Origin of the sequence: Marinomonas sp. CT5, assembly GCF_018336975.1 — a bacterium.
GTDB lineage: Bacteria > Pseudomonadota > Gammaproteobacteria > Pseudomonadales > Marinomonadaceae > Marinomonas.
Window position 1 is genome coordinate 4,375,450 of record NZ_CP025572.1, and the last position, 25,611, is coordinate 4,401,060.

Annotated in this window: 25 protein-coding genes; 4 read left to right on the plus strand and 21 right to left on the minus strand. The window is 43.8% G+C overall.

Going from position 1 to position 25,611, the window contains the following annotated elements:
* Positions 1-330 precede the first annotated feature (330 nt).
* The 6 genes from ispH to murJ form a co-directional block, all read right to left on the minus strand.
* Positions 331-1,281 carry a 4-hydroxy-3-methylbut-2-enyl diphosphate reductase gene (gene ispH, locus C0J08_RS20775; RefSeq protein ID WP_212653793.1) on the minus strand — a complete coding sequence of 317 codons (951 nt, stop codon included), beginning with the start codon at positions 1,279-1,281 and terminating at the stop codon, positions 331-333.
* Complete coding sequence (locus C0J08_RS20780; RefSeq protein WP_212653794.1) at positions 1,278-1,712, minus strand: FKBP-type peptidyl-prolyl cis-trans isomerase; 435 nt, start codon at positions 1,710-1,712, stop codon at positions 1,278-1,280. Before C0J08_RS20780 ends, ispH begins: the two co-directional genes overlap by 4 nt.
* Positions 1,709-2,215: a signal peptidase II gene (gene lspA, locus C0J08_RS20785; protein WP_212653795.1), complete on the minus strand. Its 507-nt coding sequence runs from the start codon at positions 2,213-2,215 to the stop codon at positions 1,709-1,711. The genes C0J08_RS20780 and lspA overlap by 4 nt, the downstream gene beginning before the upstream one ends.
* The gene (gene ileS / locus C0J08_RS20790; RefSeq protein ID WP_212653796.1) at positions 2,215-5,037 is read right to left on the minus strand and encodes an isoleucine--tRNA ligase; all 2,823 of its coding nucleotides are present in this window, start codon (positions 5,035-5,037) and stop codon (positions 2,215-2,217) included. The genes lspA and ileS overlap by 1 nt, the downstream gene beginning before the upstream one ends.
* Positions 5,038-5,069: 32 nt before the next feature.
* On the minus strand, positions 5,070-5,999 hold the full coding sequence (ribF, locus tag C0J08_RS20795) for a bifunctional riboflavin kinase/FAD synthetase (RefSeq protein WP_212653797.1): 930 nt from the start codon (positions 5,997-5,999) through the stop codon (positions 5,070-5,072).
* 136 nt (positions 6,000-6,135) lie between these two features.
* On the minus strand, positions 6,136-7,704 hold the full coding sequence (gene murJ / locus C0J08_RS20800; protein WP_212653798.1) for a murein biosynthesis integral membrane protein MurJ: 1,569 nt from the start codon (positions 7,702-7,704) through the stop codon (positions 6,136-6,138).
* 231 nt (positions 7,705-7,935) lie between these two features.
* On the opposite strand from murJ, the gene rpsT reads away from it, so the two are divergent.
* Positions 7,936-8,199, plus strand: a complete 264-nt coding sequence (gene rpsT / locus C0J08_RS20805; RefSeq protein ID WP_012071893.1) for a 30S ribosomal protein S20 — start codon at positions 7,936-7,938, stop codon at positions 8,197-8,199.
* 78 nt (positions 8,200-8,277) lie between these two features.
* Here rpsT and C0J08_RS20810 read toward each other — a convergent pair whose 3' ends face one another.
* From C0J08_RS20810 to rplU, 5 genes are all read right to left on the minus strand, one after another.
* The gene (locus C0J08_RS20810; protein ID WP_212653799.1) at positions 8,278-8,640 is read right to left on the minus strand and encodes a diacylglycerol kinase; all 363 of its coding nucleotides are present in this window, start codon (positions 8,638-8,640) and stop codon (positions 8,278-8,280) included.
* 15 nt (positions 8,641-8,655) lie between these two features.
* Positions 8,656-9,780 (minus strand): glutamate 5-kinase, encoded by a 1,125-nt coding sequence (proB, locus tag C0J08_RS20815; RefSeq protein WP_212653800.1) that lies wholly within the window; start codon positions 9,778-9,780, stop codon positions 8,656-8,658.
* 26 nt (positions 9,781-9,806) lie between these two features.
* The gene (cgtA, locus tag C0J08_RS20820; protein ID WP_212653801.1) at positions 9,807-10,997 is read right to left on the minus strand and encodes an Obg family GTPase CgtA; all 1,191 of its coding nucleotides are present in this window, start codon (positions 10,995-10,997) and stop codon (positions 9,807-9,809) included.
* 107 nt (positions 10,998-11,104) lie between these two features.
* On the minus strand, positions 11,105-11,362 hold the full coding sequence (gene rpmA, locus C0J08_RS20825) for a 50S ribosomal protein L27 (RefSeq protein WP_111608656.1): 258 nt from the start codon (positions 11,360-11,362) through the stop codon (positions 11,105-11,107).
* 31 nt (positions 11,363-11,393) lie between these two features.
* The gene (gene rplU / locus C0J08_RS20830) at positions 11,394-11,702 is read right to left on the minus strand and encodes a 50S ribosomal protein L21 (protein WP_110577396.1); all 309 of its coding nucleotides are present in this window, start codon (positions 11,700-11,702) and stop codon (positions 11,394-11,396) included.
* 282 nt (positions 11,703-11,984) lie between these two features.
* On the opposite strand from rplU, the gene ispB reads away from it, so the two are divergent.
* The gene (gene ispB / locus C0J08_RS20835; RefSeq protein WP_212653802.1) at positions 11,985-12,965 is read left to right on the plus strand and encodes an octaprenyl diphosphate synthase; all 981 of its coding nucleotides are present in this window, start codon (positions 11,985-11,987) and stop codon (positions 12,963-12,965) included.
* Positions 12,966-13,013: 48 nt separating this feature from the next.
* On the opposite strand, the gene C0J08_RS20840 is transcribed toward ispB, so the two are convergent.
* Entirely contained in the window at positions 13,014-13,910 is an 897-nt protein-coding gene (locus C0J08_RS20840; protein ID WP_212653803.1) for an alpha/beta fold hydrolase, read from the minus strand.
* Between the two features lie 299 nt (positions 13,911-14,209).
* Here C0J08_RS20840 and fabA point away from each other — a divergent pair, with 299 nt between their 5' ends.
* Entirely contained in the window at positions 14,210-14,725 is a 516-nt protein-coding gene (gene fabA, locus C0J08_RS20845) for a 3-hydroxyacyl-[acyl-carrier-protein] dehydratase FabA (RefSeq protein ID WP_114412685.1), read from the plus strand.
* Positions 14,726-14,751: 26 nt separating this feature from the next.
* Positions 14,752-15,966: a beta-ketoacyl-ACP synthase I gene (gene fabB, locus C0J08_RS20850; RefSeq protein WP_212653804.1), complete on the plus strand. Its 1,215-nt coding sequence runs from the start codon at positions 14,752-14,754 to the stop codon at positions 15,964-15,966.
* 114 nt (positions 15,967-16,080) lie between these two features.
* On the opposite strand, the gene C0J08_RS20855 is transcribed toward fabB, so the two are convergent.
* The 9 genes from C0J08_RS20855 to C0J08_RS20895 form a co-directional block, all read right to left on the minus strand.
* Positions 16,081-16,833 carry a lysophospholipid acyltransferase family protein gene (locus tag C0J08_RS20855; protein WP_212653805.1) on the minus strand — a complete coding sequence of 251 codons (753 nt, stop codon included), beginning with the start codon at positions 16,831-16,833 and terminating at the stop codon, positions 16,081-16,083.
* 7 nt (positions 16,834-16,840) lie between these two features.
* Positions 16,841-17,956: a 1-acyl-sn-glycerol-3-phosphate acyltransferase gene (locus C0J08_RS20860; protein WP_212653806.1), complete on the minus strand. Its 1,116-nt coding sequence runs from the start codon at positions 17,954-17,956 to the stop codon at positions 16,841-16,843.
* A gap of 48 nt (positions 17,957-18,004) precedes the next feature.
* Positions 18,005-20,926 (minus strand): insulinase family protein, encoded by a 2,922-nt coding sequence (locus tag C0J08_RS20865; protein WP_212653807.1) that lies wholly within the window; start codon positions 20,924-20,926, stop codon positions 18,005-18,007.
* A gap of 152 nt (positions 20,927-21,078) precedes the next feature.
* A complete protein-coding gene (smrA, locus tag C0J08_RS20870; protein ID WP_212653808.1) occupies positions 21,079-21,660 on the minus strand; it encodes a DNA endonuclease SmrA in 582 nt (193 codons plus the stop codon).
* Positions 21,661-21,998: 338 nt separating this feature from the next.
* Positions 21,999-22,439 (minus strand): MgtC/SapB family protein, encoded by a 441-nt coding sequence (locus C0J08_RS20875; RefSeq protein ID WP_212653809.1) that lies wholly within the window; start codon positions 22,437-22,439, stop codon positions 21,999-22,001.
* Between the two features lie 157 nt (positions 22,440-22,596).
* Positions 22,597-23,313 carry a single-stranded DNA-binding protein gene (gene ssb, locus C0J08_RS20880; RefSeq protein WP_212653810.1) on the minus strand — a complete coding sequence of 239 codons (717 nt, stop codon included), beginning with the start codon at positions 23,311-23,313 and terminating at the stop codon, positions 22,597-22,599.
* Between the two features lie 80 nt (positions 23,314-23,393).
* Positions 23,394-24,068 (minus strand): hypothetical protein, encoded by a 675-nt coding sequence (locus C0J08_RS20885; RefSeq protein WP_212653811.1) that lies wholly within the window; start codon positions 24,066-24,068, stop codon positions 23,394-23,396.
* A gap of 78 nt (positions 24,069-24,146) precedes the next feature.
* Positions 24,147-24,512 (minus strand): hypothetical protein, encoded by a 366-nt coding sequence (locus C0J08_RS20890; protein WP_212653812.1) that lies wholly within the window; start codon positions 24,510-24,512, stop codon positions 24,147-24,149.
* Between the two features lie 153 nt (positions 24,513-24,665).
* Positions 24,666-25,541, minus strand: coding sequence for an IS5 family transposase (locus C0J08_RS20895; protein WP_212653813.1), 876 nt, complete (start codon positions 25,539-25,541; stop codon positions 24,666-24,668).
* Between the last annotated feature and the right edge of the window lie 70 nt (positions 25,542-25,611).

Here is a 25,611-nt window from a genome sequence, read left to right on the forward strand (position 1 = left end):
TTACACTAACAATAACTTAATCGACTCACTGTCCCGAAGAACAACAAGCCAACATAAAGCGAATTGACGTGTTAGACGTTTCGCAAGACTTCAATTTTTTTGATCCTAAAAGGATCTTCTGAAGCCTCCAGCGAGCGCCCACACAAATTATCTGATTATCTATTTTAAAGAGCGTGCTAACTTGAATGACTAAGCAAACTTATGTTTGGTTAGTTGAACTTGGTCTTCGTTGCTCTGAAGCCTTGTCCGTGTCAGCGAGGGCGTATATTAAGGATCTACAGATTTTGTGCAACCCTTTTTTTAAGAATTCTTAAATTAATTTCAAATTAATCAAACTTCAACAATACGCAGTTCCTTCGGCATAGAAAAAGAGACGTTCTCCTCTCTGCCTTTTAGTTCTTGAGGAGCACTTCCCCCTTCTTTAACTAGACGATCTATTACTTCGTTAACAAGCACTTCAGGTGCCGAAGCCCCCGCGGTCACGCCGATACTGAAAACGCCTTCCAACCATTCACGTTTAATTTCATTAGCATTATCGATCAAATAAGCTTTTGCGCCCATTCTTTCCGCCAATTCACGTAGACGGTTCGAATTTGAACTATTCACAGAGCCAACCACAAACACCAACTCAGACTCTTCAGCCAATGTCTTCACGGCATCTTGGCGATTTTGAGTGGCATAACAAATATCATCTTTTTTAGGGCCTCGAATCATTGGAAAATGATTACGCAGAGCATCAATAACAACCGAAGTATCATCCATAGACAAGGTAGTTTGAGTCACAAAAGCAAGGCGCTCAGGATTCTTAACTTGGAGTTTTTCTACATCTTCTGGGGTCTCGACTAAATAAATAGCTCCCCCTTGACGATCATCATACTGTCCCATGGTCCCTTCAACTTCCGGATGCCCGTCATGACCGATCAAAATACATTCCATCCCGTCACGAGAGTATCGCAACACTTCTAAATGCACTTTTGTCACCAATGGACAAGTGGCATCGAATACCTTCAATCCACGATTAGTCGCTTCATCTCGAACGGCTTTTGATACACCATGAGCACTAAAGATGACAATATTATCGTCTGGCACTTGGTCAAGCTCATCGACAAAAACAGCACCTCTGGCCTTCAGCGATTCAACAACAAATTTATTGTGAACAACTTCATGGCGAACATAAATTGGCGCTTCAAACAAATCTAAGCAACGATTCACAATATCTATTGCTCTATCAACGCCCGCACAAAAGCCACGCGGATTGGCAAGTTGAATCGCAAAACTCATACATCAGCCTCATCAACAGAAACAATTCTTACTTTAAAAGTTAACGAGCGACCAGCAAGAGGATGATTGAAGTCAACCACCACCTCTTTATCACCAATTTCCGCAATAACACCGGGAAGTTCGTTTTTGCTCATATCAGCAAAAGACACCACCATGCCTTCTTCAAGATCCATAGAAAATTGCGAACGAGGGATGCGCTGTATGTTACTTTCATTGTGCGCCCCAAACGCCTTTTCTGGCGGCATCACAAAAGAAGCCTCTTGCCCTGCCGTCATCCCCAATAGAGCAGATTCAAAATCAGGCAACAAACTACCGTCACCAAAGACAAAGCTAGCTGGAGACTGAGAAAAGTTAGAATCAACAATTTGGCCATCTTCAAGTGACAACTCAAAATGCAGAGTGACTCGGCTTGCTGCCGTAATTACGCTCATTCTTTTTCACCTTCTTGCTTTTTGGTCACAAAACTTTCAAGCAACATTAAAATAACACCAATAGTAATAGCACTGTCTGCAAGATTAAATGCGGGGAAATACCAAGATTGCTGCCAATGAAACTGCAAAAAATCTACTACATGACCATAAACTAAACGATCATAGAGATTACCAATCGCACCACCAAGCACAAGGGTTAACGCTAGAGACTCCAATCGATTTGTTTCAGCAATCTTAACCAAGCGCCAACTAATGCCAACAACAACAGCCAAAGCAATGAAGGAAAAAAACCAACGCTGCCAGCCACCAGCCTGAGCAAGAAAGCTAAAAGCAGCACCGGTGTTATAGCGCAACGTTAAATCAAAGAATGGAAAAACAGCGATCTCTTGCCCATAAAACAAATTCGATTCAATGGCCTGTTTTGTCACCCAATCTAAAACAAAAAGAATAAGAGCCAGCGCCCACCAGCGCTGAACTCGTTTCCAAACAGTTAAAACAGTCATTAAGCGTAAAGGCGCTGTTCACCTTCCCCATCAGGTAAGTTAGAGATACAACGATCACATAGTTCTGGATGCGCTTCTCGTTTACCCACTTCTTCACGGTGATGCCAACAGCGAACACACTTGGTGTATTTGCTCAGTTCAACATGAACTTTCAAACCTTCAAGGTCCGTTGCTACCGCATTTTCATCCGCTTCAGACAAAGGCAACACCTTAACTTCGGAAGCAATCAATACAAAGCGTAATTCTTCACCAAGACGGTTTAATACAGCTTTTAACTCTTCATCGCAATAAAGTGTAATTTCAGCACTTAAACTTGCTTTCATCTTACCTTCACTACGAGCCGCTTCTAATACTTTATTGATCGCTACTTTTGCTTCAAGCATTTGTTTCCAGAAGTCACGCCCCATTGGCTCATCGCCCGCTAGTTCTTCAAGACCTTCATACCAAGTCTCCAAGAACACAGATTCACTACGCTCGCCGGGAAGGGTTTGCCAAATTTCATCCGCTGTGAAACTCAAGATAGGGGCAATCCAACGAGAGAATGCCTCCACTACATGATAAAGCGCAGTCTGTGCAGAACGACGTGCCAAGCTGTCTTTTTGCGTTGTGTATTGACGATCTTTAATAACATCCAAATAGAAGCCGCCTAAATCCACAGAACAGAAGTTCTGGATTTTTTGGTTCACTGTATGGAATTGATATTCGTTGTAAGCGGTATTCAATTCTTTTTGCAATAGCGCTGCACGATCAACAATCCAACGATCCAATGCAATCATGTCATTAGAAGACACCATATCGGTAGCAGGATTGAAGCCATTCAAGTTTGCCATCATAAAGCGCGCCGTATTTCGGATACGACGATAAGAGTCCGCTACTCGCTTAAGGATTTCATCAGACACTGTCATTTCTGTGGTGTAATCGGTCGCCGCTACCCATAAACGGATAATATCAGCCCCCAAGGTATCCATGACTTTCTGTGGAGACAATACATTCCCCAAAGACTTAGACATCTTACGACCATCACCATCTACAGTGAAACCATGAGTCAGTACTTGCTTATAAGGTGGCACCCCTCGAATCGCCATAGAGGTTTTCAACGAAGACTGGAACCAACCACGATGTTGATCTGAACCCTCCAGGTACAAATCTGCAGGGAAGCTCAACTCATCACGCTGATCAATAACCGAGTAATGAGTCACACCAGAGTCAAACCACACATCTAATGTGTCCGTTACCTTGCTGTATTTTTCTGCATCTGCCCCTAACAAGTCCGCGGCTTCTAGCTCAAACCAAGCATCGATGCCTTCGACCTCAATACGCTTAGCAACTTCTTCGATTAAACGAGGTGTTTCAGGGTGAAGCTCTTGAGTCTCTTTATTAATAAATAATGCAATTGGCACACCCCAAGTACGCTGACGAGACACACACCAATCTGGGCTATTGTTCAACATGCCTTCCATGCGGTTTTGGCCCCAACTTGGCACCCACTTAACCCCTTCAACAGCATGCTTGGCAGCGTCTAGCAAACCTTCTTTGGTCATACTGATAAACCACTGAGGTGTTGCACGGAAAATCAATGGGGTTTTAGTACGCCAGCAATGTGGGTAACTATGGAATATCTTGGATTCAAACACTAAAGCATTGTTGCGGTTTAGCGCTTCAAGAATAGCATCATCCACTTTATAGACATGCAATCCAGCAAACTCGCCAGCCGCGTCAGAGTAAACACCATTGTCTTGAACAAGATTGATTGTACCAATGCCGTTTTCACGACCAACATTAAAGTCATCAACACCGTGATCTGGTGCGGTATGCACACAGCCGGTACCCGCTTCAGTGGTAACATGCTCACCCAAGATGACAGGGATATCGCGCTGCAAGAATGGGTGATTCAAAACAGTACCCGCAAGGTCAGCACCTACTGCTCGACCCACAATACGGAAATCAGCAACGCCATAACGAGACATGACGCCTTCAACCATATCTTCAGCGAGAATCAGGCGCTCTTTGCCCAAGCCCATATCCACTTCAACCAAGGCATAATTAAACTCTGGGTGAATAGAAACTGCTTGGCTTGCAGGAAGCGTCCAAGGCGTTGTCGTCCAAATCACCACAGAGACGTTACCTTCACCTTCAACAGCAGAGAATTTAGCCAACAAAGCCGCTTCATCCTGAGGCGCATAACGAACATCTAAAGATAAAGAGGTTTTATCTTGGTATTCCACTTCCGCTTCAGCTAACGCAGAACCACCAACAACACTCCAATAAACTGGCTTAAAGCCTTTTACCAAATGGCCGTTTTCTGCAATTTTACCCAAAGCGCGAACAATGTTGGCTTCCGTTTGGAAGTTCATCGTCAGATAAGGATTTTCCCAATCCCCCATCACACCAAGACGGATAAAGTCTTTTTTCTGCTCTTCGATTTGCGAGTAAGCATATTCGCGACATTTAGCACGAAACTCTTTATAAGAAACTTTCGCTCCCGCCTTGCCAATCAATTGCTCAACTTTATGCTCAATTGGCAAACCGTGACAATCCCAACCTGGGATATAAGGTGCATCAAAGCCGCTGACAGTTTTAGACTTAACAATAATATCTTTGAGGATTTTGTTAACTGCGTGACCAATGTGAATACTGCCATTTGCGTAAGGAGGACCATCATGAAGAATAAAAGACTTACGGCCTTTACTCACATCACGTACTTTTTGGTATAGGTCCATATCCTGCCAACGCTTAAGCATTGCAGGTTCACGTTTTGCCAAATCTCCACGCATTGGGAAGTCAGTATCTGGCAAATTCAGTGTCGGTTTATAATCACTCATGGTTTATCGATTCATCCTCAAAGATCATCTTTTCACTGATTAGCAAAAAAGCGTAACGCTTCTTCTTTATCACATTGAATTTGTTTTTCCAGCGCATCTAAGCTGGCCATTTTTCGCTCTGCCCTAATAAAGTGACAGAAAGTGACCTGCACATATTTGTCGTACAGGTCACCACTAAAATCTAACAGGTGTACCTCTAATATTGGTGTCTTACCTTGAACAGTAGGACGTACGCCAATATTCGCAACGCCATTATGGGAAACGCCATCAACCAAAAAGGTCACAGCGTATACGCCAGAAAGAGCAGACTTAGTGCCTTTAAGGTGTACATTCGCCGTTGGAAAACCTAATTTCCGACCTAGCTGCTGTCCATGTCTCACTCGACCACTTAACGAAACAGCGTGCCCCATATTCAGCTGGGCCGCCGCAATATCGCCACGTTCAAGAGCATCTCTAACCAGAGTGCTACTGACTCGTTCATCCAAAGCATTTAATACCGAAGGCGTATTCTCAACATCAAAACCCTGCCGACCGCCGAACTCTTGCAAGTAATAAAAGTCACCTTGGCGGTCACAGCCGAAGCGAAAATCATCTCCTACCACCAAATGCTTTACCGACAAACCATCTAGCAAAATCTGCTGACAAAATGCCTGAGCATCTAACTGTTGAAGCTTAAGGCTAAACGGCATACAAAGAACATAATCAACGCCATGTCCTTCTAGCAGCTTCACCTTATCACGCAAACGACTAATACGGCCTGGCGCAGTCTCCGGCCCAAAAAACTCTCTTGGTTGAGGTTCAAAGATCATAATCGCAGAAGGCGAATTATATTGCTTAGCCAGAGCTTTGACGCGCGCCAAAATGGCACCATGCCCTAAATGAACACCGTCAAAATTCCCTATCGTCAGCACGCATTCTTTGTGCTTTGAACGGATATTATGAATACCGCGAATTAACTCCATAGAACCCCGTACAAAACAATTAACCCCAGCGTCGAAAAAATATCAGGGATTATATAGCAGTTAACCTAATGAAGGTAGGCCAGAACTTGAACAAGCTGTGCAAACCCATCATCAAGACAAAAACACTTTAATACACCTAATGCTTAAAAATAGAAGGACGCAACCCCGCAGCGACCGCAACGAGAACGTACACCAGCACACCACAGACAACAACCGCCAAGGTACAGACAACACGATACAAGTCATCCATCTGCGTCCACTGCCAACCCTGAAGAAGCACAAGATACAAACATCCACCAAGAGCAAGAGTGGCACTTAACAATATTCGCAGCAAACGCCCCCACTGAGCAGAAAACACATGATATTGCTTCTTGTACAGTCCGCGCCACAGCAAGAAAGCATTTAGCCCTGCCGATAGACTGGTTGCCAATGCCAGCCCAACATGTCCCAGCGGCCAAACCAACATTAGATTCAGAACCATATTCGATACCATTGCAATGATTCCGATACGCACCGGTGTTTTGGTATCTTGTCGAGCATAGTAGCCAGGCGCTAACACTTTAATTAACATCATAAACACCAACCCCAACGAATAAGCCTGAAGACTTTGCGCCGCCATATGAACATCATTGACCGTCAACTCACCTCGGTAAAAGATGGTGGCTATTAAAGGCTCAGCAAGCATAAACAACGCAAGAGAGGATGGAATAGCAATTAACAACAAGATGCGTAACGCCCAATCCAATGTATCCGAAAACTTAGACGACTCCCCACCAGAAAAACTGCGCGACAAAGAAGGCAAAATCACTGTACTGATAGCAATCGCAAAAATCCCCAATGGCAATTCATATAAGCGATCCGACAAATACAGCCAAGTAATACTCCCTGTCTGTAAAAAGGAAGCCAAGACCGTATCCAGCAGCAAATTAATCTGACTCACAGACACACCAAATAAAGCCGGCCCCATCAAGAGCAAAATTCTTTTTACCCCTGGATGACGAAAGCCTAATGTGGGCATTGGCAATAATCGCAACCTTGCCAAAAATGGCACTTGAAACATCAACTGAAGCAAACCAGCAAAAAACACACCCCAAGCAACGGCCGTCTCAGCCTGAGCCGCTGTCCGAGCAAAACATAAGGTAGCAACTATTAAAGAGAGATTGAGAAAAATCGGAGTAATCGCCGGTACGGCGTATTCACCGTGCGCGTTTAAAATGCCACCAGCCAATGCCGTTAGCGAAATAAATAACAAATAGGGAAAAGTAATAACCAACAAATTAGAGGCCAATGCTGCCTGCCCATCATCCGCCGCAAACCCCGGTGCAAACACATAAACCACCCAAGGGGCGCACACCATAAAAAGCGCAGTGATACACAACAACACCAAGGCGAGCGATCCTGTGACCGCAGAGATAAGCACACGAACCTCTTCTTTGCCTTCTTTCACTCGATAATCACTTAAAACCGGCACAAAAGCCTGAGCAAACGCCCCTTCTGCAAATAATCGGCGAAAAAAATTAGGAATTTTAAAAGCAACATAAAATGCATCCGCACTACCACTCGCCCCTAACACATACGCCAAAGCCGCATCTCTCACCAAACCCAAAATACGAGAAAGGAACGTACAGACAGAAACCAAGACACCAGAACGTAACAAAGACAAAGACTTAGGAGCCTTATCCGAAGAAGATTTGTTTTCAGACATAAAAAATTACGACATAAGCAGTAGATAGATGAGTACAGAATAACACCTGCTACTACCTGAGCGCAGCCAAATATATAAGCTCATTTGACTAATTTTTGTATAATAGGGTTGTGACAGCGCCAAAAACTGGTAAAATCCGCCGCGAGATTTCAAAGTTAACACTTGACATTAATTTCATGACACAGCAGAGTGCTGGGTCATTACTTATTCCAAAATTAAAGGAGCCAGACCGTGGCAAATTCCGCCGGTTCAAAAAAACGCGCGCGCCAAGCAGTAAAAAGCCGCGCTCACAATGGTAGCCTTCGTTCAATGGTTCGCACTTACTTGAAAAAAGTAGATGCAGCTATCGAAGCAGGCAATCAAGCTGACGCACAAGCAGCTTACGTTCTAGCAACTTCTAAGCTAGACAAAGCCGCTGACAAAGGCCTATATCACAAAAACAAAGCAGCTCGTCATAAGAGCCGCTTGAGTGCTAAAATCAAAGCACTGGCCTAATACCTATAAAAAAACCGGCACATGCCGGTTTTTTTATATCTTTTATTTGCTATTGAAATCCATTTCAAAATTCTCGCGCTAGCCAAATAACACTACCAGCCAAACCACTGCGGCCAAAAATAAAGCCAACATAACCGCTGCGGACCCCAAATCTTTAGCACGTCCTGACAATTCATGATGCTCATCACTGATACGATCCACAACCGCCTCCACACTGGAGTTAATCGTTTCAACAATCAACACCATTCCGGCAGAAAAAATCAACACGGCTCGCTCAAGCCCGGTATCTCCAAACCAAATAGCAAAAGGCAAAGAAATCAAAAACAAAACAGATTCTTGTCGAAATGCAGCCTCATGCTTCCACTGCGCCCGCAACCCCTGATAAGAATACTTTGTAGCACTAAGCACGCGATCTAAACCCACTTTACCTGGCTTTGCCATGACAAACCTAACCCCTTAAATAATAACTAAATCATCGCGATGAATTAACTCTGGTTCACCTTTATAACCTAAGATATCCCCAATATTAGACGAAGGCTGGCCAAGTAACTTCAATGTTTCAGCCACACTATAATTCACTAGTCCACGAGCAACTAGGTCGCCTTGCAAATCAACACAAATCACCATATCACCACGTGAAAACGTCCCTTGAGCATCTTTCACTCCGACAGGTAAAAGACTTGTACCCGCCTTACGCAACGCCTTTACAGCACCATCATCCAAAATCAAAGCCCCTCGACTCTTCAAATGCCCCGCTAACCACTGCTTACGCGCCGCCACTCTACCGTGTTCTGGTTGCAACCAAGTTCCCAGTGCTTCACCCGCAGCAACACGAGTAATAACACCCTCTTCTCGGCCAGAAGCAATCAAGGTATCAGCACCAGAACGCGCAGCCAAAAGTGCCGCTCGAACCTTTGTCAGCATTCCACCACTACCTAACACGCCAGCCCCACCACTGGCCATGGACTCAAGACGGTCATCTGATGCTGAAATATGCGAAATTAATGTTGCATCTTTATGGTCGCGCGGATTTTTATCATACAAGCCTTGCTGATCAGTCAAAATAATCAAAATATCAGCTTCAACAAGGTTAGCCACCAAGGCTCCCAACGTATCATTGTCACCAAACCGAATTTCATCGGTTACAACCGTATCATTTTCATTAACTATGGGTACAACACCAAGACCAAGCAGTGTTCGCAATGAAGATCGAGCGTTTAAGTAACGTCGACGATTAGATAAGTCATCATGTGTTAGCAGTATTTGCGCCGTACATAAGCCATGCTTCTCAAAATGCGATTCATACACGCCAACCAATTCCATCTGTCCAACGGCGGCGGCGGCCTGCAACTCATTCACCTGCGTAGGACGAGAAGAAAAACCAAGACGCTTCATGCCAGCCGCTATTGAGCCCGAAGAAACTAGAACCACTTCCTTGCCTTGCGCTCTTAACTCAGCAATTTGTGCGACCCAAAGACCAATCCGAGCAACATCTAACCCCTGCCCATCGTTGGTCAATAATGCACTGCCTATCTTGACAACGATACGTTGCGCCTTAGCTATTTTTTCTCGCATTTCCATGATACTACTTATTCTCACCAATCAGATTAGCTAACGTATTCCACTTCAACATCGTAATCATCGTCGTCGAAATCGTCATCATCAAGCTGTTGACCTGCTTTACGACGTTTTTCACGCAATGACATAATGCGATTACGACCTTCCTCGTCTATCAAAGCACGCATTGCTTCTTCTTTCTCACGCGCTTCCTGACTTTCTAATAACAGCTCACGCTGTTCTTCAAGGGCTGTCATCAAATCCAAACACAATACCTCTGTACCTTCACCAGATATAGCAGAAATACGATATGCTTTACCTTCCCAGCCAAGTGCATCAATAACACTTTGACAGCGCTCTTCCAGCTCATCTTCAGGAACCATGTCCGTTTTATTCAATACCAACCAACGATCACGCTCCGCTAACGCAGGGCTAAACTGATGCAACTCATTTACGGCAATAACAGCCGCTTCAGCAGGGGTAATTTCATCCCAAGGAGCCAAGTCAACAATATGTAACAAAATACGATTACGCACCAAATGCTTCAAGAAGCGAATACCAAGACCAGCCCCCTCAGACGCCCCTTCAATAATCCCTGGTATATCGGCAATAACGAAACTTTGATGCTTTTTAACTTTCACCACACCAAGATTCGGCACCAAAGTTGTAAAAGGGTAATCCGCTACTTTAGGCTTAGCTGATGAAACAGAACGAATAAAGGTAGATTTGCCGGCATTAGGAAGACCAAGCAACCCGACATCAGCCAACACTTTCATCTCCAGCTTCAATGTACGCTCTTCGCCTACCGTACCTTTTGTCGTCTGGCGTGGAGCACGGTTGGTACTGGACTTAAATCGAGTATTCCCCAAGCCATGATGGCCACCCTGAGCAACCTTTAACTTCTGACCAGCACGAACAAGATCACCAAGCGTCTCACCGGTATCATCATCAATAACAGTTGTCCCAATAGGCACCTTAATTTCAAGATCAGCTCCCTTCGAGCCTGTCATATCTCGACCTTGCCCAGACTCGCCACTTTCAGCGATGTATTTTTTCGTAAATCGAAAATCAATGAGAGTATTTAGAGATTCATCAGCAACCAGTATTACACTACCTCCGTTTCCCCCATCACCGCCATCAGGACCGCCTTTCGCAACGAATTTTTCGCGCCAAAAACTCAAACAACCATTACCGCCCTTACCCGCTCTTACATAGATACTGGCTTCATCAACAAATTTCACAAAATCACCTCGTCGGTGGATTATCAGAATCAATAGAGTCTGATTATAGAATTTTTCCAAAAAAAAAGCCCCGCGTCGCGGAGCTCTTTTTAAGTTTTTAGCAGTAATTAAGCCGCTACGACAGAAACTGTACGACGCTTAAGTTTACCTTTTACTTCAAACTTCACTTGGCCTTCAGCAACAGCGAACAAAGTGTGATCTTTACCAATTTGAACACCAACACCAGGATGGAACTGAGTACCACGCTGACGAACAAGGATGTTACCTGGGATCACAACTTGACCACCAAAACGTTTGACACCTAATCGTTTCGACTCGGAATCGCGACCGTTACGAGTACTACCACCCGCCTTTTTATGAGCCATGACTTACTCCTTAAATTTGAATAGTTAGCACTTAGTTAATGCCAGTTATTTTCACTTCTGTGAACCACTGACGATGACCCATACGCTTCATAGAATGCTTACGACGACGGAATTTCAAGATTTTCACTTTATCTCCGCGACCATGAGCAACAACTTCAGCTGTTACTTTAGCGCCTTCTACAACTGGTGCACCAACTTTAACGTCGTCGCCATTGCTTACAAGAAGAACGTCGTCGAATTGAATCGCGCCACCTTCTTCAACAGCTAATTTCTCAACCTTAAGGGTTTGGCCTTCTTCTACACGGTATTGTTTACCGCCAGTTTTGATCACTGCAAACATGTTCTTCTCCAATGAGATTTACCCGGCTACTGAAATTGAATTTGACCTACTTCTAGTGGCAATAAGTTTCTGACCGAATCGATCAAAAATCACTAACCATATGATAGGGAGCAAAATGTGGGTAAATCGGACGCGAGATTGTACAAAATCACACCACTCAATACAAGCCAAAAGCCACGTCTTTATATATTTTTCGTATTTAAGGTTGACCCTGACACAAGCCTTACCTAGCATGAGGCACACTTGCTGATCAGCTTGAGACTATTTAGCTTCGGAAATTGCATGCAACCTATACAAATACACGACGTTGTGGCCAATGAATTTGGCCAAGTGAACGACTATATTGTGTCACAACTTAGTAGTGACATCCCTCTAATAGAGCAAATCGGCTACTACATCATTAGTAATGGCGGCAAACGCCTACGCCCACTGCTGGTATTATTAGCAGCACGAGCAAGTGGAGACCTGGATAAAAAGAAACTTGAACAAGCCATTCAAATGGCGACCATCATTGAGTTTATCCACACATCAACCTTACTCCATGATGATGTGGTCGATGAATCCAACATGCGCCGAGGAAAAAAGACGGCGAACGAAGAATGGGGTAATGCACCAAGCGTTCTAGTTGGTGACTTTCTATATTCTCGCGCCTTTCAAATCATGGTGGATGTGGGCAGCATGGAATGCATGAGCATTTTATCCAAAACAACCAACATCATTGCCGAAGGTGAAGTTCAACAACTTATAAACTGTGGTGACCCAGACACAACGGAAGAGAGCTACCTAAAAGTCATACAGTACAAAACAGCACAACTGTTTGAAGGGGCAGCACTTTGTGGCGCCGTCATTGCTGGAGCCAGTACAGAATATCAAGAAGCCCTAAGGCACTTTGGCATGTACGTGGGAACCGCATTCCAACTCATTGATGATGTTATGGACTACACCAGCACAGCAGAAGAAATGGGAAAAAGCGTGGGTGATGATCTAGCAGAAGGTAAACCCACTCTGCCTCTCATCTATACAATGAAAAATGGTCCTAAAGACGCCGTAGAACGAGTCAGACAAGCGATATTAACCGGTGGACTTGAGCAATTAGAAACCATTATAAACGACGTACAAAACTGTGGCGCTATTGAGTACACTCAGCAAAAAGCACAAGAACAAGCAGATCTAGCCATAAAAGCTATAGCCGAATTGCCAGAATCTGACTACAAAAAAGCACTTGTTACATTGGCCAATGCCTCTGTGAAACGTCGCAATTAGTTACTATCAATAAACCCAAACGAAGTCAGTTAACTTTGTTTGGGTTTATTATGCATTCCCCTGTAGAACATCCATCACAATTCCTGCCGCCATTGAAGAGTTTTGCTGCATAAAACAATGCCCGCCATCAACTTCAATCACTCTAATATTGGAATTAAGTTTTGCTGCTAATCGATAGGCTTCTTTAAAATAATCAAAAGTATCTTTACCTTGGATAATACAAGTCGGTACAGATATTTTGGCTATTAAATGCCAAAGACGCTTAGGGTAGCTGGCAAAAATTGCCGCTTCCATCCAAGATGGACAGCCCAATTGATAATGCCCTTTTTCATCACGTTTAATAGAAGAGGCTATATAATCCTCCAAACAAGCTGACTCCCAACCTTTAAAGGTTCCTCTTTCGAAAAAACTACTTTTCACTTGAGCGAAGCTTTCCCATTGAGTTCGACGACGGCGAGCCTGTTTTGCCAAAGGAATCTGACTTTTTAAACCCGCCAACCTCACACCGCGCATCATCCAAATTAAGCGAGGCGGGAAAAGTGCAGGATCTAACAAGACTAAGCGATCAAAAAGTTCAGGCGTTTGCTCACTCATTAGCGCTGTCATACAACCACCGAAACTATGCCCGATACCGATCAGCTCCTTCTTCGGAATAATCTCTTTCTGCACACTAAGTGCTTCAGCAAAACGAGAAGCCGTGGCGTTCCAGCCGATAAAAGAATCACCTGGAGTCGACCCACCATGGCCTGCAGCATCTTGCAGGATTAAGTTATACCCTTTAATTTTCTCCAAAAAGTTCAAATATGTCCGCACAGAAAAGCCATTACCATGAAGGAAATGAATCGTCGACTGATCTTCGTTCATTTCGCTTCGATATCCTTGAATATAACCACCATCAAATGGATATTGCCAAGCAGCTAAATTGGTTTCTCTTTTGAGAGGCATAAATATACTCACAGGCAGCACAACATTGCTAAAGTCAGCATAATAACAGAAAAAAAACGACAAATAGTGGCAATACCATACGATTAAAACTGACTTTTTCCTCTGACAACGCCCTCAAAGTAAGGCATTAATGCAAAAACGATCATTTTTCATGCAGGTAATTTGGTTTTTTTCCGTTCAAACATTCATATTAGGCCTCCAAACCGATATAATTAGCTGGATTTTCTACTGCAAACTGGACCACGACAATCCGCCGGACTATTTTTGAGTCATCGGCTGGATGTGGATATAGGACTATAATGACTACAGCTTCATCTTTTGAAAAAGACGAACTATTAAAATGCGGCCACGGTGAAATGTTTGGTGCAGGCAATGCCCAACTTCCTGTAGGCAATATGCTAATGATGGATCGCATTACTCACATCTCGACTGAAGGCGGGGAACATGGCAAAGGCGAAATTATTGCTGAGCTAGACATCAACCCTGATCTATGGTTTTTTGCGTGTCACTTCCCTGGAGATCCAGTTATGCCAGGTTGTCTTGGTTTAGACGCGATGTGGCAGCTGGTAGGATTTTTTCTAGGTTGGAAAGGAAATAAAGGTCGCGGACGTGCACTGGGTTCTGGCGAAGTAAAATTCACAGGCCAAATTCTTCCTACCGCAAAAAAAGTTACCTTCCACATTCACCTTAAGCGCGTAATTGAGCGTAAGTTAGTGATGGGAATTGCAGACGGAAGCGTAAAAGTTGATGGTCGTGAAATTTACACTGCAAAAGATTTGCGTGTTGGCTTATTCACGTCAACTGATAACTTCTAAAGATTAAGAATGAAAGAGGCACATTTATGCGTCGTGTAGTAGTAACAGGTCTTGGCATTGTCAGCTGCCTAGGCAATGACAAAGAGAGCGTTCTAAACTCCTTGCGCGAGGGCCAATCTGGTATTCGTTTCGCTGAAGATTACAAAGAATATGGCTTTCGTAGCCATGTTTGTGGTCGAATTGATTTAGATGCAGAAAGCATTGATCGTAAAGTTCGCCGTTTCATGGGCGATGCTGCAACTTACGCGTATGTATCTATGCAACAAGCCATTCAAGATGCAGGCCTAACAGAAGACCAAGTATCTAACATCCGTACAGGCTTGGTTGCAGGTTCTGGTGGTGCATCCGCTAAAAACCTTGTTGATTCAGCCGATACGCTTCGCGAAAAAGGCGTTAAACGCGTTGGACCATACCGTGTAACTCAAACTATGGGTAGTACCGTTTCTGCCTGTTTGGCGACTCCTTTTAAAATCAAAGGCGTTAACTATTCGATCACATCAGCCTGTTCTACAAGTGCTCATTGTATCGGTAATGCTATGGAGCTTATCCAACTAGGCAAACAAGACATCGTTTTCGCTGGCGGTGGTGAAGAAGAGAGCTGGACTCAAACTTGTATGTTTGATGCGATGGGAGCCCTGTCTTCTAAATACAACGAAACACCTGAAAAAGCCTCTCGTGCTTACGATGCAAACCGTGATGGTTTTGTCATTGCTGGCGGCGGCGGCATGTTGGTTATCGAAGAACTAGAACACGCTAAAGCGCGTGGTGCAAAAATCTATGCTGAGCTAGTTGGTTACGGTGCAACATCTGATGGTTATGACATGGTTGCTCCATCTGGTGAAGGTGCAGTGCGCTGTATGCAAATGGCGATGAGCACAATTGATGGCGACATCGATTACATCAATACTCATGGCACAAGTACACCTGCGGGCGACATGAAAGAGCTTCAAGCGGTTAATGAAACGTTCGGCGACAAAATCCCATTAATTAGCTCAACAAAATCTCTATCAGGTCACTCCTTGGGGGCAGCTGGTGTTCATGAGGCTATCTACTGCTTGCTAATGATGGAAAATAACTTCATTACAGCATCAGCAAACGTTGATGAACTTGATCCAGCAGCAGGAAACATCCCGGTTGTAACCACTCGCAAAGATAATGCAGACTTGAACCTAATCATGTCTAACAGTTTTGGTTTTGGCGGCACTAACGCCAGTCTAGTATTCAAAAAATACACTGCTTAAACCAACTCTTTATAGAGTAAAAAAAGCCGCATCAAATGATGAAGTGACCCCCAATAGTTGGACTATCCAATTACTGGGGGTCTTTTTATGTCTTCGCTTTAGTATGAGCTTGAGCTAAAACAAAAAGTCATTTCCTTTAGGAAGCTTGGCCATTTCAGCACGCATCCACGCATCCATTTCTTCATGCAATGCAGACGTCTTTTTACCTTCAGACTCTATGATTGGACCAATAACCACACGAATAGAGCCAGGATATTTACGCCACTTTTTTCCTGGCCACGTATAACCCGCGTTATGCACAACAGGTAATATTGGCACTCCGGCCGAGGTTGCAAGCATAGCTGCACCTTTATTAAAGGCTTGTTCAGCATTCGGCGCTATCCGCGTCCCTTCCGGAAAGATCAACACAGAGCGACCATCATCTAAACGCTCTTTACCCTGACTAATGATCTGTTTCAACGCATTCGTGCGTTGAGAACGGTCAATGGCAATAGGCTGCACCATACGCAACCCCCAGCCAAAGAAAGGAACCGATAACAACTCTTTCTTTAATACCGTTGAAACTGGAGCCATTAAGACTTGCAGTACATACGTTTCCCATTCGCTTTGATGGTTTGCTACCAGCACAACGGGACGGTTCTTATTGATATGCTCCAGACCGACTATCTCAACATTCACACCGCAAAAAACTCGAAAAACGAACAACAACCCTTTGTTATGTAAATTTAAGACTGGTTGACGATAATTCCTTGGCAGCAATACTGTCGCGAAAGGCGCAAGAACACCAAATATAATGGTCGAAACCATGTAGTAAATAGAAAAAAACGTCGAGCCGACCCAAGATCTTGCTGACTCCCAAATACTCATTGACAGCCTACTCCCCATAACTGTTTAAATATTTCTGCTGCTGTTTCAATGGATTTGCATACATTGCTAACACAGTGTCTCTTAGATTTTCAGGGCAACGCTCAAGATAGCTTGAAAATGCACTATCGGTTGAAGGTAAGCCTTGCAATAAAGCCAATGCAGCCTCATTGGTAGATTGAATCGCATAATTTGTAATGATTTGACGATCCACTTCTGCAACAAACTCTTCTGGGGTTTCAAAACCATCTTTTATGACATTCCCAAAAGTAATCACTACCTTGCCTTTTTGCCCAACAATACCATTTTTAATACTGTCTATATCTTCAAATTCCGCTTTTTCATAATTGCCAGTTGTGGTTTTTTGATGTAGTTCGCGCGCCTTATCAAAAGCACAAGGATCATACTCATAAGCAATAGAAACAGGAACAATTTTTAAGTTCGCCATTGCCTCCGGAAAAGTTTTCTTCTCCTTTTTCTGACTCATAAAAAACATTTTAATAATGGCAGGATCCGTTTGATCCAAACCATCTTTCGCTCGACCCTCTTTTTGCGCAATCCAAATATTAGCCTGATCTTTCGTCAACGATTCTGTTATGTAAGCGGAAAGCTGACCAAAAGCAGCCATCATTTCCCGAATACCATTTGCTGAACGTTTGACGATAAAGCTTTTATTAAGACGCATCAGGTCAGACACAAAAGGGCGGCGCAGTAGATTGTCTCCTATTGCAATACGCACCGTATCTAACCCTGCCAAATACAGCCCATAGTTAACAAACGCCGGATCCATCGCAATGTCCCTGTGATTAGACAGAAACAAGTAGCCAGTGCCTTTCTCTAACTTCTCAATACCACGGTATTCAACATTCGTGGTCGTCGTTTTTATCATACGCTCCATATAACTTGCGACACGCATTTGAAAATCATGGACATTTGAAATATTAGAAATTTGACGCTTCAGTGCAAGTTTAACCCCAAATGCCAATGGCGCTTTAAGAAACTTAGGCCACTGGGCAAAGCGAAAACCAATAATTGTATTAATAAAATCTGGCGTTTCGACCAAATTGTTCAACACCTCGGCGACCTCATCGTCGTTATAAGGGCGTATATCGTGAAACTGATCCATTTAATTTTCCGTCAGTAAAAACTGGTTTGATTTTTGTTATATATTTTATTAAAGGCTTTGAATATCAAAACCTAACGCTTCTAGCTCCGCGCGTTTCGATGTTGACGTTACAACTGCAACGTTTTCATTCTCTCTTGTTAAATAGGTTTTTGTGACGTGCTTCAGCTGCTCAAGCGTCACTGATAACACTTTGCCGCGAAAGGCTTCTCGATAAGCCAAACTACGACCGTGAAGCTGTACATAGAAATCACTCTGTGCCTCTCCAGCAGGTGACCCTGGTTTATCCATCGAACCAATCACACCCAAGATCGCCTCTTCCAACGCATCCTCAGAATGCGTTTCATTTAGCATCCACTCAATCGAAGCATCAAAGTCCGCTAAGGTTTCTGTTAAACGAGGATCGCGGTACGAATAAAAACGGAAGGAGCCAGTGCTACCATCAAAGGTCGCACCACCACCGTAAGCACCACCTTGTTCTCGAATCACTCTGTGCAAGAACCCATTACGTAAGAAGCCACCTAAAACGGTCAATGCAGCAACATCTGAATGATCACCAAACGCCGTTCGAAAGGCTTTACTACAGAAGTTCACTTGGGTTGACGTCAGCCAGGCTACATTGGTTTTAGACTCAACTGGGTCAATAGAAAATTTAGCCTGTTCGGTGCCTACTGGCAAATCGCTGAACACCGTCTCAACGGCGCTTAATACATCCGCTTCGTGCTGAGGCTCTGCTACTAACAGCATCTGCTTGTTCGCTTTCAATAGCTTCTGATGCAAGCGTTTAAAGACAACCAAAACCTCTTCCACTTTGCTGTTGTCCGCTTTCATGGCGTCATCTAATGCAATGGCAGAACGAATACCAGACATGCCACTCCATTTCTCTTGCTGAGCAGCCAAACCAGATATAGCACTGGAAGCGGCCGTCATCGCCAGCGAGTGACCTTGACCTGTAATAGACTGCTGACGACGAGCTCGTCGTTGAGCCACCAGCTCTTTTACTCGACTCACTTCATCAAAACGCACATTAAGCATAGTATCTTTTAGCAATTCACTCATGCTTTTAACATTGGTCACCAGCGCTTTTGACGACAGAATAAAATACCCATTTAGGGCTTGGCGATCTTCCACTGTGGCACGAATTGAATTGGAAGACCCTAAGCCGCCACAAACTTGAGCTTGACGCTCTTGCACGGCAAGATAGTCCGCATCCCCTATCCCCAACTCCGTCATCATTGAAGAAAACAAAGGCAAATACTCAGTTTCCTCTGCATCCAATTGAGGCAAATCAATCACCAGCTGTTGGTACACTAAGCCATTGGTACCCTGCGGGTAAAAGGTAATCGGCAAGCTGGTCGCTAGTTTCTTGTTTTCATATTCAGGCAAACGCGCAGGCACATCTTCGAGGCCTACTTTCGGCAGAATACTCATGTCATCGACTTGAGACTGACGCGCTTTCAATGCGGCACTTCGTGCAATAATTTGTTGTTTCTCTGCATCAGACAATGCCGCTTTAATCTTACTTAGACGATCTTTCTCAGCCTGATTACGGCGTGTTTCAAGGGCATCATCAGGGCTTAACGTCAGAGTCACGCGATGGGCGTTCGTCAACAGCAAGCTTTTGATCAAATTAGGAATATATTGCGGGTCTTGTACCTTTTCACGCATCGCCTTAATAACAGGGTCCAAATCAAGCTGGGCAATCACATCGCCAGAATGCACCGCTGTAGACAAACCAGCTAAGATCAATTGCAAACCATAAGGGTAGCTACCACCACCCACTTCACGCTGACTTAACTCTAATTGGTGCAACATGGCATCCACCATGTCTTGCTCAACGCCTTTTTCTGCAATGCTTTCAAGCGTCGATAAGACCAAAGCTTCAACCTTTGCCGCGTCTTCTCGTTTAACACCTTCTAACCCACACATGAAGCTCATTTCTTTATTGCTGTCTTCAAGACCACACATAGGTGACGGAGCACGACCAAGATCACTATTCTCTAAAACCCTTAGTAGCGGTGAGGCACTGTTATCTAGTAAAACACTAGAAAGCAATTGCGCTTCAAATTGCTGGTTTAAGTCGGTGCTTTCACCCAACAACCAACCAACAACCACATGACTGCCATCTTCTTTTACTTCATCTTCAGCATAGCCTTCCTCCACTCGCACCGGAGAAAAGTAACGCTTGGCATTTGGTACGCTAACTTGCTTTTCGAGTCGTTCAAAACGACTCAGTACTTTTTCTTCAAATTCCGCCTGCAATGTTTCTGCAGGGATATCACCAAAGGTCATGAATACCGCATTGGAAGGATGGTAGTGAGTACGATAAAACGCTAACAAGTCTTGATAAGATAAATCTGGAATATCCGCAGGCTCGCCACCAGAATTAAAATGGTACGTATTATTCGGGAACAAATATTTCGTAAGTGTCTGCCACAACACTGATGTAGTAGAGCTCATCGCCCCTTTCATCTCATTAAACACAACACCCTTAAACGTTAGCTCTGAGTCCGCATTTTCTGGCTCAGCGAACTCTAAGCGATGGCCTTCCTGTGAGAAGTCCAATTCATCCAGACGCGAAAAGAACACCGCATCTAGGTAGACGCCTAAAAGGTTATGAAAATCTTTCTTGTTTTTGCTGGCAAATGGGTAGGCCGTCCAATCCGAAGAGGTAAAGGCATTCATGAATGTATTCAAAGAACGGCGAATCATCATGAAGAAAGGATCACGCACAGGAAAACGCTCAGATCCACACAATACAGTGTGTTCAAGAATGTGTGCCACACCACAGGAATCCGTTGGAACCGTTTTTAATCCAACCAAGAAGACGTTTTCATCATTTTCAGACGCGATGTGAAAATGCTTAGCACCTGTGACAGTGTGCTCAAATTCTTGAACAGTTACATTTAGAGCATCAATAAACTCACTGCGAAGAAACGTAAACGCAGGATGGTGCGCGGTGCTATTTGCCATTCTCTACCTCGATAGAATTAGAATACGATAATTACATTGTGTTGGGGCAGCCTGATTAAACTCAAGACAGCAAAGTGACGGGATTATAGCAAAAACATGGCTTTTACTGCACGAACTAACATGAATACACCCATATAAGACAAAACAACACATTAGCGCTTCTGATGTTTTTCCCAATCATCCAAGCGTGCTTTTTCTGTCTTCTTAAACAATACATACACGGCACCCAAACCACCATGATGTCGCTGCGCACTATGAAATGCCATGACAACATCCAGTTCTCTCAGCCATTTATTAATATGACTTTTAATCATTGCTCGAATTTCAGGATCAGGAGTACGATCGCCTTTACCGTGGACAATGATAGCGACACGGATATCATTACGCATACAATCATCGGCAAATTGATACACCTGCTCTCGCGCTTGAGCGACAGTATGGCGATGTAAATCTAATCGAGCCTCAATACCATACTTGCCTTGCCTAAGGCGCTTAAACACCCCGTCTTGCACACCAGAGCGCTTATATTCAAGCACATCATTTGGTTCTACTTTTTCAACATAGTCTTGCGACAAATGATTTCTGTCCGCCTCTTTAGCGATCAAAGCCGCCTTTTGGCGAGCTGAGAAGTCGACCTGAGGACCTTTTTTGCCCAGGTATACTTCGCTTTTTTTAAGCGGCTTAATACCAGCCACCTCTTGAGCGAACAAAGACATTTCATCTTCGTCGTTCACAACCTAAACCCTCTTCCTAGCACTTGCTTCTAGCATAGCTTAGACCGCTGACTAGCACCCTATTATTATAACAAAGGCCCCAATCAGGAGCCTTTCTATAATAGTTCTGATTAAGCGACTCATTTCAGTACTGATAACTAAAAGGATGTCTAAAATACACCTTCATAAACCTATATAAAATTGAGGAAGAAGTTTACGGAAATGTGGATAACTCCACAACGCAGTATATCGCTTTATTTATAACTAATGGCAATAATATGAAATATCTTATGCTCATTACGTCCGCCATATCAGACTCCTTACCAATAGCCCACTTAAAAGAACCAATAAAGACTAAACTAGCTTTTGTTTGCAACATCACTCTGCTTTTTTAGGGCGCCAGAAAACTGAAATATTAAGAAACCAATTAACGACAAAAGTATAGCGATTTCATAGCGACTATAAGCCACTGAGATACCAATAGCACCGGTATTCCAAATACCGGCTGCCGTCGCAGTCCCTGAGACAGAATCACCACTCTTAAAGATAGCACCGCCACCAATAAAACCCATACCAGTAATAACCGCATACATCACTCTCGCCTCCGCATCAGACCCTTCGTACACACTCATACCGACCAACATAAAAGAACATGATGCAATCGTTACTAATGGAAATGTACGCAGCCCCGCACCACGATCATTGTGCTCTCGATTAAGAGCAATGGGCAAAGAAAGCAAAAACGCCAAGCCCATCTGAGTCAAATGATGGAAAATTAAACTAAAGTCTAGATCAAGCATAACCACCTCAGTACTATAATTTTTAACGCTTCAGCGACAACACAATTTACCCAACACGTTAGCGTATATCGGTAACAAGTGTTTACGCTTCTAATACGAAAAAGACTGCACAATGTGCAGCCTTTTCCAAATCAAACCTCGTTAATACATGAACGCTTTAGAACGGGATGTCATCATCAAAGTCATCAAAGTTTGGCGCCTGTTGAGGCTTTGGCTGTTGTGGCGCACGCTGTTGCGGTGCAGCTTGCTGAGCTGGCGCTTGCTGCGGTGCATTACCCCAGCTACCGAAAGACTGTGGCTGTGCTTGTGGAGCGGCCTGCTGAGGGGCAGGTTGTTGTGGCGCTTGACCGTAACCACTTTGAGGTTGGTTGAAGCCACTCTGTGGTGCGTTTTGCTGCGGAGCAGCTTGTTGTGGCGCCTGACCATAACCACTTTGTTGAGGTGCATGCTGCACTGGCGCATTGCCGTAACCGCCACCACCTTGCATGGAATCATAGCCGCCACTTTGTTGACCTGAATTATCACCACGCCCATCTAACAATTGCATTTCGTTCGCAACAATTTCTGTTGTGTAACGTTTAATTCCGTCTTTTTCCCACTCACGAGTGCGCAAAGAGCCCTCGACATAGACTTTAGAGCCTTTTTTTATAAAATCGCCTGCGATTTGACCCAAGCGATAATTACCACGATCCATAAAAGCAACACGATGCCATTCAGTACGCTCTTGCATTTGACCCGTTTGCTTATCACGCCAGCTTTCTGTTGTTGCCAAGTTAACATTAGCAACCGCCGCGCCAGATGGCATAAAACGCACTTCGGCATCATTGCCTGCGTTACCGATCAAGATGACTTTATTCACTGTCCCTTTACTCATAAAAACCTCTTTATTCTTTAAAATCAAAAACTTAAAAACAAAAACCTATTACCTTACTATATACACATAAGAAAAGGGCACTAATTTTCGTCTATACTACCAAACATTGAGGCAACAGTTGACTCCCGTATCTCTTTTTCTAGCATGGAAACCTTTTTCTTTGCGAGCACTAGACTTTGCTGGCCATCATACTTCACCTCATGATTTTTTACTCTCTCAGCAATTGCATTAGCCCTTCCCCCAATGCGTTGATTTAGCATGAAAGAGACTATGTAAAGCTCTTGCTCTAACATCTTGATTGTATTTCTATCTGTATTGGATTTTGACTTGGTTACACCATCTTCAAGCATCACAAACTGAGCCAAAATTGACGAATTCTCCATTTCTAACCGTTTCTTATCCGCACGCAACCTTGCAACAGTCTCTTTAGCCGTTTCTTTTCTACTTTTATTACCTGTAGCCTCTTCTTTCTTTCTTGATGAACCTTTAGTTGAGTCAATCAAGCCATCTAGCTCTAATAAAAAGTCTTTATGAATATATTCTTTTGTTTTAGGGCTCTTTCCGTAGAGAGTTGTCTCACCGACAGAGCTTCCATCAGGAAATAGAGCATTAGCAATTATTGCAGTTTTAGAAATTTCAGTACCAGCCCCATCAACAACCATTTTATTAAAAGAGTCTCGCAAAGCTTGATAAAAAACCTCTTTCGAATAACGTCGCCTCTTCTTCGCTTTATAATTGATTTTATCGATAGGCACATCTTTCCCCTCTTCACCCAAAACTCATTGTTTTTTTATTTAAAATCAATGAGATAAACACCATTAATCACTAAATAGCTATTTTGATAAAATAGTATCGAAAAATTTATATCTATAAGTGGCCTTGCAGTGGGCACAATGAATTATCAGCCTATCTACTTTATTAACTCCAATGTACATGTCTCCCTTAATATGACAGTTTGCACATGTAAATTCTTCCAGTAATTGAGTGGTCGCAAGGTTCCCACTTTCCGATAAGGGCATAAACTCAGCATCACCGCTAACCTCAACACTTGGAGTCAAAGCTTCCGATTGACTAGAAGGAAGAAAACGTTTTTTTATATCCTCTACGCTCATATACCAAGACGGATCATTGTCATCAACAAATCCAAGCACTTCGCTATAGTAGCTCAGAGCGACTTTAGGGATAACGCTGTATTTCAATCGACTATAGCTTGAAAGGGAACATACGAACAAGTAAGACAATTTTTAGCTGACTTTCAGCTTGTGACAGTATTTCCTCAGAAGCGACATTTAATCACCACTTAACCCACTTGTAAGGTACTTCAAGCACCTTACAACCGTTATTTGGACGGATTAACCCCGTGCAGAACGTATCATCTGATCTACTCGTAACAAATTTCCAAGTGCAAACAGCACGGCGAGTTTGTTGTCATTTTTAGACAGGCCTTTGTAGACGACTTTGCGGAACCCAAACTGGCATTTCAGTATTCTAAACGGGTGCTCGACTTTCGCTCGCCAATCGACATTCTTATCTTTTGTTTCTGTGCGCTTTTCTACGCCACGGTAGCCAGAGTCCGCCGATACAAATGACTCATTGCCATGAAGAAGTTCCGTCAACTGGTTTAAATCGTGATCATTGGCAGGCGTCGTGGTGAAGCTGTGAACTAACCCACGCTTTGCATCAACACCGATGTGAGCTTTCATGCCAAAGAACCATTGTTTTCCCTTTTGCGTTTGGTGCATTTCGGGATCGCGTGCATTAGATTTATTTTTGGTGGAACTTGCTGCCTCAATAATCGTCGCATCAACGATTGTCCCTTCTTTAAAGTAGGTGCCAGAATCAGACAGCCATTTGTTTACTTCTTTGAAGAGTTTACGACCCAGCTTATGCTTCTCAAGCAGGTGACGGAAATTCATGATGGTCGTGTGGTCTGGGATCGCACCTTCTAATGATAGGCCAGCAAACAGCCGCATAGAGGTGATCTCGTAAAGGGCATCTTCCATCGCTGGATCACTCATGTTGTACCAGTTCTGCATAAAGTGAATGCGCAGCATGGTAGCGAGAGGGTATGGACGCCGACCATTGCCAGCTTTTGGGTAAAACGGCTCAATCTGAGCTTCGAGCTGTAGCCATGGAATCAGCTCATTCATCCGACCAAGGAAGAGCTCTTTGCGAGTCTTGCGGCGTTTGCTGGTAAATTCGGTATCGGCGAAGGAAAGCTGATTCATGTCATTCGGTCTTGAGGTAATGGTCAGATCGGCATTGTCTCATATTGGGGACTTAATCGCAGTTTCCTTA

What these genes read in the sequence shown, in the direction of transcription:
- C0J08_RS20865 (WP_212653807.1), bottom strand. Translation starts at nt 20,926, where the DNA reads ATGGCAAATAGCACCGCGCACCATCCTGCGTTTACGTTTCTTCGCAGT.
- proB (WP_212653800.1), bottom strand. Translation starts at nt 9,780, where the DNA reads ATGGAAATGCGAGAAAAAATAGCTAAGGCGCAACGTATCGTTGTCAAG.
- ribF (WP_212653797.1), bottom strand. Translation starts at nt 5,999, where the DNA reads ATGGAGTTAATTCGCGGTATTCATAATATCCGTTCAAAGCACAAAGAA.
- C0J08_RS20855 (WP_212653805.1), bottom strand. Translation starts at nt 16,833, where the DNA reads ATGAGTATTTGGGAGTCAGCAAGATCTTGGGTCGGCTCGACGTTTTTT.
- fabB (WP_212653804.1), top strand. Translation starts at nt 14,752, where the DNA reads ATGCGTCGTGTAGTAGTAACAGGTCTTGGCATTGTCAGCTGCCTAGGC.
- fabA (WP_114412685.1), top strand. Translation starts at nt 14,210, where the DNA reads ATGACTACAGCTTCATCTTTTGAAAAAGACGAACTATTAAAATGCGGC.
- ileS (WP_212653796.1), bottom strand. Translation starts at nt 5,037, where the DNA reads ATGAGTGATTATAAACCGACACTGAATTTGCCAGATACTGACTTCCCA.
- C0J08_RS20895 (WP_212653813.1), bottom strand. Translation starts at nt 25,541, where the DNA reads ATGAATCAGCTTTCCTTCGCCGATACCGAATTTACCAGCAAACGCCGC.
- rpmA (WP_111608656.1), bottom strand. Translation starts at nt 11,362, where the DNA reads ATGGCTCATAAAAAGGCGGGTGGTAGTACTCGTAACGGTCGCGATTCC.
- C0J08_RS20860 (WP_212653806.1), bottom strand. Translation starts at nt 17,956, where the DNA reads ATGGATCAGTTTCACGATATACGCCCTTATAACGACGATGAGGTCGCC.
- ispH (WP_212653793.1), bottom strand. Translation starts at nt 1,281, where the DNA reads ATGAGTTTTGCGATTCAACTTGCCAATCCGCGTGGCTTTTGTGCGGGC.
- C0J08_RS20780 (WP_212653794.1), bottom strand. Translation starts at nt 1,712, where the DNA reads ATGAGCGTAATTACGGCAGCAAGCCGAGTCACTCTGCATTTTGAGTTG.
- C0J08_RS20840 (WP_212653803.1), bottom strand. Translation starts at nt 13,910, where the DNA reads ATGCCTCTCAAAAGAGAAACCAATTTAGCTGCTTGGCAATATCCATTT.
- C0J08_RS20810 (WP_212653799.1), bottom strand. Translation starts at nt 8,640, where the DNA reads ATGGCAAAGCCAGGTAAAGTGGGTTTAGATCGCGTGCTTAGTGCTACA.
- lspA (WP_212653795.1), bottom strand. Translation starts at nt 2,215, where the DNA reads ATGACTGTTTTAACTGTTTGGAAACGAGTTCAGCGCTGGTGGGCGCTG.
- murJ (WP_212653798.1), bottom strand. Translation starts at nt 7,704, where the DNA reads ATGTCTGAAAACAAATCTTCTTCGGATAAGGCTCCTAAGTCTTTGTCT.
- ssb (WP_212653810.1), bottom strand. Translation starts at nt 23,313, where the DNA reads ATGAGTAAAGGGACAGTGAATAAAGTCATCTTGATCGGTAACGCAGGC.
- ispB (WP_212653802.1), top strand. Translation starts at nt 11,985, where the DNA reads ATGCAACCTATACAAATACACGACGTTGTGGCCAATGAATTTGGCCAA.
- rplU (WP_110577396.1), bottom strand. Translation starts at nt 11,702, where the DNA reads ATGTTTGCAGTGATCAAAACTGGCGGTAAACAATACCGTGTAGAAGAA.
- C0J08_RS20875 (WP_212653809.1), bottom strand. Translation starts at nt 22,439, where the DNA reads ATGCTTGATCTAGACTTTAGTTTAATTTTCCATCATTTGACTCAGATG.